This is a genomic window from Pseudomonas sp. A214 (assembly GCF_900156295.1).
GTDB lineage: Bacteria > Pseudomonadota > Gammaproteobacteria > Pseudomonadales > Pseudomonadaceae > Aquipseudomonas > Aquipseudomonas rhizophila.
On sequence record NZ_LT707062.1, the window covers coordinates 271,752 to 286,453 of the forward strand.

Sequence of the window (14,702 nt, forward strand, 5' to 3'; positions counted from 1 at the left end):
GCAACTTCCGCAACTTTCGTAATCCATTTCCCAAGCGGCCATTAGGTCATTGAGCCAACTCCTGCCCTATGCTTAAGTAAAAGTCCAGACAAACATACAAAACTACAAAACTACAAAACCTCAGACTTTAAACTCAAAAGGATTTGAACCATGAAACAGAAAGAAATCACTTTACCCGCCACTGATATCACGGGCACTTGGAGAGGTTCCTTAGGTGGATACTGGTCTACGGACGGAATTATCATTGACGGAACTTATATATATCCACCTCCTCAACCCGACGTATTGACAGAAGATGATGACCTCTACATAACCGACCTTATAAAAACTCAAACGGGACTGGATGATTTCACCTTCAACCTTAGAATCCTCGACAAAGCCATAAACCATAAAAACGCCTATGGAGCAATAAAAGACATATGGCGAATTATCGAAAAAGAGCGCGGCTGGGTAGCACCTTACTGGCGTATAAATGATGTATTTTTTAAAAACAAAATGATTAGCTTCAGCCTGGCTGATGCGCTTGAAAGAAGCGGCTTTACGTCTAGAGAAGCCATCATCGCTGTGGCCAACTCAAAATACGCCCGCAGTACAACATTCAAACTCGAAACACCAAAATTATCTGGAGGCACATTCAGCCCAGTAAAAGCATTAGCACACTATTTATGGGGGAAGGGTGAGAAGCTCGAAGTCGACATAAATAGCATTGGCTTACAAATAAAAGAACACAACCTGTCTTTATTAAAACAGACCATTGAACATACCAAGACACCCGGAAAGTATCACCTCGTGGATCCAAAGGTGGGTTATGACACCGGTAGAGACAGTTGGATCAGTGGTGCTTATCTGGGGCGAATCACTCTTCGCGTCGAAGGTGACTTCATTCGCCACAAGGACACCTCCTGGCAATTTCTGGGAACAGTCAAGGCCTACCATGATTTTTATGATTTCAATAAAAGCAATAGACCGCTGGCACTGGAACAATTAACTACCGCCGGCAGGGTTCTACCAGGAAAAAGTTACGAAATCGATATATCAGGCGAACACAAAATACACTTGATAGGGAAGGGTTTCCAGACCCCGAATTTTTAAGCGAAACGCCATGACCATGGGCAACACTTTGTTATCGACAATGAGATAAATCATGAAAACCCACAACTATTTATCGCTCTATTTAATCAGCCTTTCAACCACTCCATTCATCGGCGGCTACAATTTATACTCGAACTTCACAAACAATCTTTACGCTGCCGACCATGATATTATCGCCATCCCATTTTCAGCGATTATTGGCACCCTACTCATATCACTACTATGCCTTCTCTTCCAGCACCCTTATCGCTTGAAAAAAATAAACAATTCGCCCAGCAACCTCCTCACAAAGCTCGCGAGCTACGTCTCCACCGCTTTAACCGTAGCCATATTGGTCCACCATGTAAGCTACTGGACATCCCCACACCACTTGCAGATTTTCAGCATATTCTTAATCACTCTCTGCCTTTACATTTATTACCAACTTCAACTTTATGGAGTCATCGGTACCTACTCTAAGAAACAGACAAATCCACGACATTAGTCAACAACTCCACAAACGCCCTTGCCATCGGCGAGCACTGATCCTTGCGTTGCACCAGCCACACCGCCGACATTGCCGCCGGATCAAGCAGTGGCCGGTAGACCACGCCGTCAATACGCATGCGCTGGTAGGACGCCGGCAGGACCGAGACGCCCAGCCCCGCCGCCACCAGGCCGATGATGGTCATGGCCTCACCGGCCTCCTGGGCGAAGTTCGGGCTGAAGCCGGCGTCGCGGGCCAGGCTCAGGAGTTGTGCATAGAGGCCGCTGCCGTAGCTGCGGGGGAAGAACACGAACGGTTCCTGGGCCAGTGCAGAGAGGAACAGCCCCCCTTCGCTGCCCTGGGCCAGTGGATGCTTGGAACTGAGCACGGCCACCAGCGGCTCGCGGCTCAATTCGATCTCCTGCAGAGAGTCGGGCAGCGGCAAGGGCCGCATGATGCCCACCTCGATTGCCTCGTCCACCAGGGCATCAGCCACTTGGGTGCTGCTCATTTCCCGAAGGTTCAGGTGTACAGCGGGAAAGCGCTGGCGAAACGTGAAAATCGCCTGGGGGATGGTGGAGTTGAAAGGCGCCGATGATGTGAAGCCGATTTTCAGCTCGCCCAGTTCGCCCAACTCTGCGCGGCGGGCGACATCGGCGGCCTTGTCGACCTGGGCCAGCACCTGTCGGGCCTCTTCGAGAAACAAACGTCCGGCTTCACTCAGTTCGACGCGACGATTGGTGCGATTGAACAGCCGCGCGCCGATCTCTTGCTCCAGTGCCTGGATCTGCTGGCTAAGGGGCGGCTGGGAGATGCCCAGCGCCAGCGCGGCGCGACCAAAATGCAGTTCTTCGGCAACGGCTATGAAGTAACGCAGATGACGCAGTTCCATAAGCAATCCAATAGGTCGTAGAACGTCTTAAACAGGTCGAACAATATATTGGATAGAAACATTAACCGGCTATATGCTTTTTCCATTGCCTGCCTGGTCGTGCTCCTGCGAGGTTCACCGTGAAAACTGCTGTCGCTCCACTGGCCCATGAGATCCCGCCGCCTGCCGATGATGGCGTCACCGGACGCAAAGACATCTACATCGAAAAAGGCACACCGTTGTTCATGCGTACGGTGCTGGCGTTGTTTTGTGGCGGTTTTGCGACCTTCGCCCTGTTGTATTGCGTGCAACCGATGATGCCGCTGCTCTCCGAAGAGTTTTCCATCAATGCCGCCCAGAGCAGTCTGATCCTGTCGGTGGCGACCGGCCTGCTCGCCGTGGGGCTGCTGATCACCGGCCCGATTTCCGATCGCATCGGCCGCAAGTCAGTGATGGTCGCGGCGCTGTTTGCCGCGGCGTTGTGCACCATTGCCAGCGCGATGATGCCGACCTGGCAGGGTGTACTGGTGCTGCGCGCTCTGGTGGGGTTGTCGTTGAGCGGCGTGGCGGCAGTCGCGATGACTTACCTGGGTGAAGAAATCCATCCCAAGCACATTGGCCTGGCGATGGGCTTGTACATCGCCGGCAACGCCATCGGAGGCATGAGCGGCCGCTTGATCGCCGGGGTGCTGATTGACTTCGTCAGCTGGCACGCCGCGATGCTGGTGGTCGGTGGCCTGGCCTTGATCGCGGCGGCGGTGTTCTGGAGGATTCTTCCCGAGTCACGCAATTTCCGCCCCCGCTCGCTGCATCCGCGCAGCTTGCTGGACGGTTTCACCATGCACTTTCGCGATGCCGGGTTGCCGCTATTGTTTCTCGAAGCTTTCGTATTGATGGGTGCATTCGTGACGCTGTTCAACTACATCGGCTATCGCCTGCTGGCCGGGCCTTATCACTTGGACCAGGCCTTTGTCGGGTTGCTCTCGGTGGTCTACCTGTCGGGTATCTACAGCTCGGCGAAAGTCGGCGCACTGGCCGACAAACACGGCCGTCGCAAAATGCTCTGGGCGACTATCGCGCTGATGCTGGCCGGTCTTGCGCTGACCATGACCACGCCGCTGTGGCTGGTGATCCTGGGCATGCTGGTGTTCACCTTCGGCTTCTTCGGCGCTCACTCGGTCGCCAGCAGTTGGATCGGCCGCCGCGCAACCAAAGCCAAGGGACAGGCCTCGTCGTTGTACCTGTTCAGCTACTACGCCGGCTCCAGCGTCGCAGGTACGGCTGGCGGGGTAGCCTGGCATCTGGGCGGATGGAACGGTGTCAGCCTGTTCATCGGCGGCTTGCTGGTGGTGGCGTTGCTGGTGGCGGTGAAACTGGCGAAGTTGCCGGTGTTGCCGGGCAACGCTCAGGTTTGAGCGGACACTGTTCAGGCGCTGGCCCGCCGCTCAAGTCATTGCCCCAACACCATCCGCGCGTCCAGGACACCGTTGCGCACTTCCAGGCTCAGCACCTGCAAGGAGGCGCCGTCCCGCTCGTGTCGATCCAGCCAGTCGAGCAGTCGATTGGCATCGCCACTGACGGCAAGCCGTAACGAATCACCGTCGATCTCCAGCTCCGCCAGCTCCAGCCCCGCGGCCGTCGCACTGTCGTTGATCCTGACGGACAAAGGGCTCGTGGCGGTCGTAGCGCCGGTGGGTTCCAGGCGCTGGATCCGGGCAGCGAGTTCGGCCTGCTGCCAATACTGACGCTCGGCCAGGTCGAGCCGATGTCGGGTGGGCTGCCAGATCGAGGTAAATAGAAGGAACAATCCCTGAATCTATTTTTCCGAGTCCAGAAGAAAAACTTCTTACAGGCAAAGTTAGTTACTAAACAAAAGAAAACAGATAAACCGACAAAGATAGCCAACTTGTTTCATTGAATAATTAGCAGGCAAAAAAAAGCCTGCCTGGAACGAATCCCGACAGGCTGGATGAGCGAGCTACGATCAGTCGTGGTATTGCGCCGACAACTCATGCACCGCGCGCAGGAAAGCACCGGCGTGTTCCGGATCGACTTCCGGCGTAATGCCATGGCCAAGGTTGAACACATGACCGCTGCCCTTGCCATAGCTGGCGAGGATGCGCCCGACTTCGGTGCGGATGGCTTGCGGTTTGGCGTAAAGCACAGTCGGATCCATGTTGCCTTGCAGAGCGACTTTGCTGCCGACACGCTCGCGGGCGTTGCCAATGTCGCAGGTCCAATCCAGGCCCAGAGCGTCGGCACCGGCATCGGCGATGCTTTCCAGCCACAGGCCGCCGTTCTTGGTGAACAGGATCACCGGTACTTTACGACCTTCATGTTCGCGGATCAGGCCGCTGACGATCTTGCGCATGTAGGCCAGGGAAAACTCCTGGTACGCCGCCGCCGAGAGATTGCCGCCCCAGGTGTCGAAGATCTGCACCGCTTGCGCACCGGCCAGGATCTGCCCGTTGAGATAGGACGTCACCGACTGGGCCAGCTTGTCCAGCAGCAGGTGCATGGCTTGCGGGTTGTCGTAGAGCATCGCCTTGGTCTTGCGGAAGTCTTTCGACGAGCCGCCTTCGACCATGTAGGTGGCCAGGGTCCAGGGGCTGCCGGAGAAGCCGATCAGCGGCACGCGACCGTTGAGTTCTCGACGGATGGTGCTGACCGCGTCCATGACATAACCCAGGTCCTTCTGCGGATCGGGGATCGGCAGGGCTTCGATGTCGGCCAGAGTGCTGACGACTTTCTTGAAGCGCGGGCCTTCGCCGGTCTCGAAGTACAGACCCAGGCCCATGGCGTCGGGAATGGTGAGAATGTCGGAAAACAGAATCGCCGCGTCCAGCTGCGGGTAACGATCCAGCGGCTGCATCGTGACTTCGCAGGCGAACTGGGGATTCATGCACAGGCTCATGAAGTCGCCGGCCTTGGCCCGACTGGCGCGGTATTCCGGCAAGTAGCGACCGGCCTGACGCATCATCCACACGGGGGTGACGTCTACGGGTTGCTTGAGCAAAGCACGGAGGAAACGGTCGTTCTTCAGGGCAGTCATGTCGGCATCCGGAAAAAAAGTGCGGGCATTTTCTCAGAGCGCGACGCAAAAGGCACGGCAAGAGCCGTGCCTTTTATCTATCGGGGCAATTTGTCGCGGTATCAGGCAACACCTAAAACCACTGTGGGAGCAAGCTTGCTCGCGATGAGGGCATCACATTCAACATTTTCGTCGACTGATTCGCCGCTATCGCGAGCAAGCTCGCTCCCACATTTGATTGCATTCCCATTCAGGAAATGATCAGACCCCCAAGTAATCCAGAATTCCTTCCGCCGCATTGCGGCCTTCGAAGATCGCCGTCACCACCAGATCGGAACCCCGAACCATGTCGCCGCCGGCGAAGATCTTCGGGTTGCTGGTCTGGTGCTTGTACTGGCCCTGTTCCGGGGCCACGACGCGGCCCTGGCTGTCGGTCTGGATGCTGAACTGCTCAAACCACGGCGCCGGGCTTGGGCGGAAGCCGAAGGCGATGACCACGGCATCGGCCGGGATGATCTCTTCGGAACCGGGGATCGGCTCGGGGCTGCGACGACCGCGGGCGTCCGGTTCGCCGAGACGGGTCTCGACCACCTTCACGCCCTCGACCTTGTCTTCACCGACAATGGCGATCGGCTGGCGGTTGTAGAGGAACTTCACGCCCTCTTCCTTGGCGTTCTTCACTTCTTTGCGCGAGCCGGGCATGTTCGCTTCGTCACGACGATAGGCGCAGGTCACCGACTTGGCGCCCTGGCGAATCGAAGTGCGGTTGCAGTCCATCGCCGTGTCACCGCCGCCGAGCACCACGACCTTCTTGCCTTTCATGTCGACGAAATCTTCCGGCGACTTTTCAAAGCCCAGGTTGCGGTTGACGTTGGCGATCAGGAAGTCCAGCGCGTCGTAGACGCCCGGCAGGTCCTCGCCGGCAAAGCCGCCCTTCATGTAGGTGTAGGTGCCCATGCCCATGAATACGGCATCGTACTCTTCGAGCAGTTGCTCCATGGTCACGTCCTTGCCTACTTCGGTGTTCAGGCGAAACTCGATGCCCATGCCGGTGAAGACTTCGCGACGATTGCTCAGCACGGTCTTTTCCAGCTTGAACTCGGGGATGCCGAAGGTCAGCAGGCCGCCGATTTCCGGGTTCTTGTCGAACACCACCGGGGTCACGCCACCGCGCACCAGCACATCGGCGCAACCCAGGCCCGCCGGGCCCGCGCCGATGATCGCCACGCGCTTGCCGGTCGGCTTGACCTTGGACATGTCCGGGCGCCAGCCCATGGCGAACGCGGTGTCGGTGATGTACTTCTCCACCGAACCGATGGTCACCGCGCCAAAACCGTCGTTGAGGGTGCATGCACCTTCACACAGGCGGTCCTGCGGGCACACCCGGCCGCAGACTTCCGGCAGGGTGTTGGTCTGGTGGGACAACTCGGCGGCCTGGAGGATGTTGCCCTCGGCCACCAGCTTCAGCCAGTTGGGAATGAAGTTGTGCACCGGGCACTTCCATTCGCAGTACGGGTTACCGCAGCCCAGGCAGCGGTGGGCCTGGTCGGCCGACTGCTGGGGTTTGAAAGGCTCGTAGATTTCCACGAACTCTTTCTTGCGTTGACGCAACAGTTTCTTCTTCGGATCCTTGCGCCCGACATCGATGAACTGGAAGTCATTACTCAGACGTTCAGCCATTGTTAAAACCTCATCAAACTCTTCAGGCGCATATCACTGCGGGTTGGCACGGGTGCTGGAAAGCAACGATTTCAGGTTGGCAGCCTTGGGCTTGACCAGCCAGAAACGACGCAGATAGTCATCGAGGTTTTCGGCAAGTTCACGACCCCACTCACTGTCGGTTTCCTCGACGTATTCGTCCAGCACGCGCTGCAAGTGGCTGCGGTAGGCTTCCATCGCCTCGCCGCTGATCCGCTGGATTTCCACCAGTTCGTGATTGACCCGGTCAACGAAGGTGTTGTCCTGGTCGAGCACGTAGGCGAAACCGCCGGTCATGCCAGAGCCGAAGTTGTAACCGGTCTTGCCCAGGACACAGACGAAACCACCGGTCATGTACTCGCAGCAATGATCACCGGTGCCTTCCACCACAGTGTGGGCCCCGGAGTTACGCACGGCGAAACGCTCGCCCGCGGTGCCGGCGGCGAACAGCTTGCCGCCGGTAGCGCCGTACAGGCAGGTGTTGCCGATGATGGCACTGTCCTGAGTCTTGTAGACGCTGGCCTTGGGCGGAACGATGACCAGTTTGCCGCCGGTCATGCCCTTGCCCACGTAATCGTTGGCATCGCCTTCCAAGTACATATTCAGGCCACCGGCGTTCCAGACGCCGAAGCTCTGGCCTGCAGTGCCCTTGAAGCGGAAGGTGATCGGCGCCTTGGCCATGCCCTGGTTGCCGTGCTTGCGCGCGATTTCGCCGGAGATCCGCGCGCCGATGGAACGGTCGCAGTTGCAGATATCCAGGTCGAACTCGGCACCACTGAGGTCGTTGATCGCCGAAGCGGCCATGTCGACCATCTTCTCGGCCAACTCACCCTTGTCGAACGGCGGGTTGCGATCAACCTGGCAGAACTGTGGCTTGTCCGCCGGGATGAGATCGCTGCCCAGCAACGGCGTCAGGTCCAGGTGATGCTGCTTGGCGGTCTGGCCCTCGAGCACTTCCAGCAGGTCGGTACGGCCGATCAGCTCTTCGAGCGAGCGCACGCCCAGCTTCGCCAGCCACTCGCGGGTTTCCTCGGCGACGTAGGTGAAGAAGTTCACCACCATGTCGACGGTGCCGATGTAGTGGTCCTTGCGCAGCTTTTCGTTCTGGGTCGCCACACCAGTAGCGCAGTTGTTCAGATGGCAGATACGCAGGTATTTGCAACCCAGGGCGATCATCGGCGCGGTGCCGAAGCCGAAGCTCTCGGCGCCGAGGATGGCCGCCTTGATCACGTCCAGGCCGGTTTTCAGGCCGCCATCGGTCTGCACCCGGACCTTGCCGCGCAGGTCGTTGCCGCGCAGGGTCTGGTGGGTCTCGGCCAGGCCCAGTTCCCACGGCGCGCCGGCATATTTGATCGAGGTCAGCGGCGATGCGCCGGTGCCGCCGTCATAGCCGGAGATGGTGATCAGGTCGGCGTAGGCCTTGGCCACACCGGCGGCGATGGTGCCAACGCCGGCTTCTGCCACCAGCTTCACCGAGACCAGCGCCTTCGGGTTCACCTGCTTGAGGTCGAAGATCAGTTGCGACAAGTCTTCGATCGAATAGATGTCGTGATGCGGCGGCGGTGAGATCAGGGTCACGCCGGGTACTGCGTAACGCAGCTTGGCGATCAGGCCGTTGACCTTGCCGCCGGGCAGTTGGCCGCCTTCGCCGGGCTTGGCGCCCTGGGCAACCTTGATCTGCAGCACTTCAGCGTTGACCAGGTACTCCGGTGTCACACCGAAGCGGCCGGTGGCCACCTGCTTGATTTTCGAACTCTTGATAGTGCCGTAGCGCGCCGGGTCTTCACCGCCTTCGCCGGAGTTGGAACGCGCGCCGAGGCGGTTCATGGCTTCAGCCAGGGCTTCATGAGCTTCCGGAGACAAGGCACCCAAGGAGATACCGGCGGAATCGAAGCGCTTGAGCACCGATTCCAGCGGCTCGATTTCGCTGATGTCCAGCGGCGTGTCCAGGGTCTTGACCTTTAGCAGGTCGCGAATCATCGACACCGGACGGTTGTCCACCAGCGAGGTGTATTCCTTGAACTTGCCGTAGTCGCCCTGCTGCACGGCGGCTTGCAAGGTGTTGACCACGTCCGGGTTATAGGCGTGGTATTCGCCACCGTGGACGAACTTCAGCAGGCCGCCTTGCTGGATCGGCTTGCGCGGGCTCCAGGCTTCGGCCGCCAGGGCTTTCTGTTCGGCTTCGATGTCGACGAAACGCGCACCCTTGATGCGGCTCGGCACGCCACGGAAGCTCAGCTCGCAGACTTCTTCGGACAGGCCGATGGCCTCGAACAGTTGCGCACCGCGGTACGAAGCGATGGTCGAGATCCCCATCTTCGAGAGGATCTTGAGCAGGCCCTTGGTGATGCCTTTGCGGTAGTTCTTGAACACCTCATAGAGGTCGCCCAGCACTTCACCGGTACGGATCAGGTCACCCAGCACTTCATAGGCCAGGAACGGATACACCGCCGAGGCACCGAAACCGATCAGCACCGCAAAGTGATGCGGATCGCGAGCGGTGGCGGTTTCCACCAGGATGTTGGAATCGCAACGCAGGCCTTTTTCGGTCAGGCGATGGTGCACCGCACCGGTGGCCAACGACGCGTGGATCGGCAACTTGCCCGGGGCGATGTGACGGTCGGTCAGCACGATTTGGGTGCGACCGGCGCGCGCGGCTTCTTCAGCCTGGTCGGCAACGTTGCGGATCGCCGCTTCAAGGCCGACGCTTTCGTCGTAGTTCAGGTCGATGACCTGACGCTGGAAACCCGGGCGGTCGAGGTTGGTCAGCGAGCGCCATTTGGCCGGGGAAATGACCGGCGAACTGAGGATGACACGCGAGGCGTGTTCCGGCGACTCCTGGAAGATGTTGCGCTCGGCACCGAGGCAGATTTCCAGGGACATCACGATCGCTTCGCGCAGCGGGTCGATCGGTGGGTTGGTCACCTGAGCGAACTGCTGGCGGAAATAGTCGTACGGCGTACGCACGCGCTGGGACAGCACGGCCATCGGCGTGTCGTCGCCCATGGAACCGACCGCTTCGTAGCCCTGCTCACCCAACGGACGCAGCACCTGGTCACGCTCTTCGAACGTCACCTGGTACATCTTCATGTACTGCTTGAGCTGATCGACGTCGTAAAAAGCCGAACCGTGATCGTTGTCCTCCATGGTCGCCTGAATGCGCAGGGCGTTCTTGCGCAGCCATTGCTTGTACGGATGACGGGACTTGAGACGGTTGTCGATGGCGTCGGTGTCGAGGATCTGGCCGGTTTCGGTGTCCACGGCGAAAATCTGGCCCGGGCCCACACGGCCCTTGGCGATGACGTCTTCGGGCTGGTAGTTCCAGACACCGATTTCCGAAGCCAGGGTGATGAACCCGTTGGTGGTGGTTACCCAGCGCGCCGGACGCAGACCGTTACGGTCGAGCAGGCACACGGCGTAGCGGCCGTCGGTCATGACGATACCGGCCGGGCCGTCCCACGGTTCCATGTGCATGGAGTTGTATTCGTAGAACGCACGCAGGTCCGGGTCCATGGTCTCGACGTTCTGCCAGGCCGGCGGCACCAGCATGCGCACGCCACGGAACAGGTCGATGCCGCCGGTGACCATCAGTTCCAGCATGTTGTCCATGCTCGAGGAGTCCGAGCCCACACGGTTGACCAGCGGGCCGAGCTCTTCCAGATCCGGCATCAGATCGTTGGCGAACTTGGTGCGACGGGCCAGCGCCCAGTTGCGGTTGCCGGTGATGGTGTTGATCTCGCCGTTGTGGGCGAGGAAGCGGAATGGCTGGGCCAGCGGCCATTTCGGCAGGGTGTTGGTGGAAAAGCGCTGGTGGAACACGCAGATCGCGGTTTTCAGGCGCTCGTCGCTCAGGTCCGGATAGAAGGCGGTCAGGTCCGCCGGCATCATCAGGCCTTTATAGATGATGGTCTTGTGGGAAAAGCTGCAGATGTAGTGATCGGTGTCGGCGGCGTTGGCCACGGACGAACGACGACGGGAGCTGAACAGCTTGATCGACATGTCCTGGTCGCTCAGACCTTCGCCCGCGATGAACACTTGTTCGATCTGCGGCAGACGCTCAAGGGCCAGGCGGCCGAGGACGCTGGTGTCGATCGGCACCTTGCGCCAGCCCACCAATTGCAGGCCGGCGGCCAGGATCTCGCGATTCATGTTTTCGCGAGCCGCTTGGGCCTTCACCGGGTCCTGATTGAAGAACACCATGCCCACCGCGTACTGCTTGGGCAGGGTCACGCCAAACGTTTCCTGGGCAATGGCACGCAGGAACTCGTCAGGCTTTTGAATCAGCAAGCCACAACCGTCACCGGTCTTGCCGTCGGCGTTGATCCCACCACGGTGGGTCATGCAGGTCAGGGCCTCAATGGCCGTTTGTAAAAGGGTATGGCTGGGTTCGCCCTGCATATGAGCAATCAGGCCGAAACCGCAGTTATCCTTGAATTCATCTGGTTGGTACAGACCTGCTTTCATAGACACTTTCTCACCAGGCTGCCTCTTATCGAGGCAAATTTCTTTTCAATTCAGCCAGTTGCGTGCCGCGCCGAACGTACGCCAGCTTTGCGGAGGCAAAAGGGAGGTCATTGTACACACCGACACAAGGGCTCACAAATTTGACGACGAAACGTCGCAAATCCATGTCGCATTTGTGAAAGGTTTAAAGCTATACGCTGTGCTAGTCAAAACTTTTTTGGGTTCGACCGCTGCGACTCAAACGCTACTGTGACGCAGACACCACAAGGCGCGCGGCCTGAAAGGTCGCTCGCCCTTGCGGAAATTTTGAGGTGCCGGGAGAGGCGGCCTGGGTAAGGCCGCCGAATCTTCAGCGAGTTGCTGCCAGTTCCTGTTGGACGCTGGCGACAGTGCGAGGCCAAGGTTTACCAGCCTGAACCTTCGCTGGCAAGGCCTTGATGGCGGAAACGGCTGCATCACGGTTGGCGAAATTGCCGTAGGTGATGACATAAAGCGGTTTGCCGTTGAGCATTTTCTTGAAATAACGGTACTCGCCGCCCTGCTCCTTGACGAATTTTTGCGCAGACGCTTCGGAGCTGGTGCCGAGGATCTGTACCACGTAGCTGCCTGGAGCCTGACCGGCGTACCAGTTACCGCCAGCGGTCTGAGTGGCCGGCTTGGCGGCCGGAGCTGGAGCAGGTTTGGCGGTGGCCACCTGGGCGGGAGCCGGCGCTGGTTTGGCGGCCGGAGCGGGCGCCGGGGCTGGGGCTGGAGTTGGCGCTGGTGCCGGGCCAGCTGGCACACCCGCCGGTGGGGCGCTGGTCGTCACGGTTGGCGGCGTATCGCTGGTGTCATCGATCGGTGGTGGCGCGCCGTCGTCACCCTCGGTGATACCGCCAGCGGCCTCAGCCAAGGGACTGCGCATGACCGGTTGCGACTGGCCGACCAGCGGCAGCGGCATCGGCTGAGTGTTACCGGCGAACTCCACCTCCGGAGCACCGCCATTGGGCTGCGCTGCGTCCTGGCCCAGAGGCAGTTGTGCCTGCTCGTTGGCGGGTGCGCCGGTGGTCGGCGCCTTGCTGCGACCCGGCATCAGCCAGGCGGCGGCGATCGCGACCACGACGACGGCGGAAATCGCCAATACGTGTTTCTTCGGCATGTTGAACCCCATACTTGGACGCTTTACCGCTGAGCGGCTGGCAATCATGACTTCGATGAGAGCATCGCGGGCCACCTGATTAATATTTCCAGGCCAGCCATCGGAGCTTTCGTGAATCTCAGAGATCTGATCCGCGGTGAAAAGTTCGATGCCCCGACCGGCGCCTTCAAGGCGTTGGGCCAGGTATTCACGGGTTTCTTCTTCGGTGTAGGGCGCCAGCTCAATGACGTGGAAGCGCTCTTGCTCAAGATTCAGCTGCTCCAGATCGGCGATCAGCGACGACTCACCAAACAGGAAGACGTGGGGACGGCCTTCCGGCGCACCGGCAGCCAGAGCCAGCAAGGCTTCCAGGGCCGACTCGTCGAGTTGCTCGGCGTCGTCCACCAGCAGATAGACTTCCTGCCCGGTCAGCGCCAGTTGCACGATCTGATCCAGAATCGCACCGACTTCAGCCTGGGCGACATTCAGCGCCTGGGCCACCTGACGCAATACACCGGCTGCATCACCGGCGCCACGAGCCGACACCACCACGCTTTGCACCGACTGTTTGTTGGTGCTGGCCACCAGGGCCTGGCGCAGCAAGGTCTTGCCGCTGCCTTGAGGGCCGGTGACCACCAGCAACAGCTGGCTGTAACGCGCCAGGTGATGCAACTGGCCCAGAACCGGTTTGCGTTGGGCGGGGAAAAACTTGAAGCCTGGAACCCGTGGCGCGAAAGGGTCATGACTCAACTGGAAATGGCCGAGGAAAGCCTCGTCGGCATGCAAACTAGTCATCGGAATCTTATTAACCTTTAAGCTGAGCCAGGGCGCGATAATCCGCTCCCAGCGTGGCCTGTAGAACCTCTTTCGGATAATCGTCGGTCACCACAGCTTCGCCCATGTGGCGCAGCAGCACCAGACGCAGGCGACCGTCGATCACTTTTTTGTCGATTGCCATGTGTTCGAGAAAATCGGCTTCGGTCATTTCTTCGGGCGGGATCACCGGCAACCCGGCGCGCTGGAACAGAGCAATACCGCGATCGCGCTCCTGTTCACTGATCCAGCCCAAACGCGCGGACATCTCCAGGGCCATGACCGTACCGGCCGCAACCGCTTCGCCATGGAGCCAGACACCATAGCCCATGTGGGTTTCGATGGCGTGGCCAAAGGTATGCCCCAGGTTGAGCGTGGCGCGCACGCCCGACTCGCGCTCATCGGCACCGACCACCGCAGCCTTGGCCGCACAGGAACGTTCGATAGCGTAGGTCAGCGCAGCCTGATCCAGCGCACGCAGGCGGTCGACGTTTTCTTCCAGCCAGCCCAGGAACGGTTCGTCGCAGATCAGCCCGTACTTGATGACTTCAGCCAGCCCCGCAGACAGCTCGCGGGCGGGCAATGTATTGAGGGTCGCGGTGTCGATCAGCACCACGTTGGGCTGGTAGAAAGCACCCACCATGTTTTTGCCCAGCGGATGGTTGATCCCGGTCTTGCCGCCCACCGACGAGTCCACCTGGGACAACAGGGTCGTGGGGATCTGGATGAAATCAACACCGCGCTGATAGCAAGCGGCGGCGAAACCGGCCATGTCGCCGATCACGCCGCCGCCCAAGGCCACCACCGTGGTGCGGCGGTCATGCCGCGCGGTCAGCAGGCCATCGAAAATAAGCTGCAGGGTTTCCCAATTCTTGAAGGCTTCGCCGTCAGGCAGCACCACGGAAATGACCGAGAAAGCCGACAGGCTGCGGGTCAGACGCTCCAGATACAAAGGTGCGACGGTTTCGTTGGAGATAATCGCCACTTGCCGTCCGGCGATATGCGGCGCCAGCAAGTCGGGCCGGTCCAGCAAACCTTCGCCAATGTGAATCGGGTAGCTGCGCTCGCCCAGGTCGACCTTAAGTGTCTGCATGTGTCCCCACAGTGAAGATGGAATCAGGCGTCCTGCCTGCAATTAACGAAAGTCCAC

Annotated in this window: 9 protein-coding genes; 2 read left to right on the forward strand and 7 right to left on the reverse strand. The window is 59.4% G+C overall.

Going from position 1 to position 14,702, the window contains the following annotated elements; genetic code table 11:
* Positions 1–150 precede the first annotated feature (150 nt).
* Positions 151–1,092: a lipid II-degrading bacteriocin gene (locus tag BW979_RS01150; protein ID WP_076382983.1), complete on the forward strand. Its 942-nt coding sequence runs from the start codon at positions 151–153 to the stop codon at positions 1,090–1,092.
* A 455-nt stretch (positions 1,093–1,547) separates the two neighbouring features.
* Here the strand turns inward: BW979_RS01150 and BW979_RS01160 are convergent, their stop codons facing one another.
* Positions 1,548–2,450, reverse strand: coding sequence for a LysR family transcriptional regulator (locus BW979_RS01160; RefSeq protein WP_076382987.1), 903 nt, complete (start codon positions 2,448–2,450; stop codon positions 1,548–1,550).
* 140 nt (positions 2,451–2,590) lie between these two features.
* Here BW979_RS01160 and BW979_RS01165 point away from each other — a divergent pair, with 140 nt between their 5' ends.
* Positions 2,591–3,844, forward strand: coding sequence for an MFS transporter (locus BW979_RS01165; protein WP_223194559.1), 1,254 nt, complete (start codon positions 2,591–2,593; stop codon positions 3,842–3,844).
* Positions 3,845–3,879: 35 nt separating this feature from the next.
* On the opposite strand, the gene gspM is transcribed toward BW979_RS01165, so the two are convergent.
* The 6 genes from gspM to aroB form a co-directional block, all read right to left on the reverse strand.
* On the reverse strand, positions 3,880–4,236 hold the full coding sequence (gene gspM, locus BW979_RS01170) for a type II secretion system protein GspM (protein WP_230682596.1): 357 nt from the start codon (positions 4,234–4,236) through the stop codon (positions 3,880–3,882).
* Between the two features lie 177 nt (positions 4,237–4,413).
* A complete protein-coding gene (gene hemE, locus BW979_RS01175) occupies positions 4,414–5,481 on the reverse strand; it encodes a uroporphyrinogen decarboxylase (protein WP_076382989.1) in 1,068 nt (355 codons plus the stop codon).
* A gap of 240 nt (positions 5,482–5,721) precedes the next feature.
* A complete protein-coding gene (locus BW979_RS01180; protein WP_047225960.1) occupies positions 5,722–7,140 on the reverse strand; it encodes an FAD-dependent oxidoreductase in 1,419 nt (472 codons plus the stop codon).
* Between the two features lie 33 nt (positions 7,141–7,173).
* On the reverse strand, positions 7,174–11,622 hold the full coding sequence (gltB, locus tag BW979_RS01185) for a glutamate synthase large subunit (protein WP_047225961.1): 4,449 nt from the start codon (positions 11,620–11,622) through the stop codon (positions 7,174–7,176).
* A 349-nt stretch (positions 11,623–11,971) separates the two neighbouring features.
* Positions 11,972–13,534: an AAA family ATPase gene (locus BW979_RS01195; protein WP_076382990.1), complete on the reverse strand. Its 1,563-nt coding sequence runs from the start codon at positions 13,532–13,534 to the stop codon at positions 11,972–11,974.
* Positions 13,535–13,544: 10 nt separating this feature from the next.
* Positions 13,545–14,645 (reverse strand): 3-dehydroquinate synthase, encoded by a 1,101-nt coding sequence (gene aroB, locus BW979_RS01200; protein WP_047225963.1) that lies wholly within the window; start codon positions 14,643–14,645, stop codon positions 13,545–13,547.
* Between the last annotated feature and the right edge of the window lie 57 nt (positions 14,646–14,702).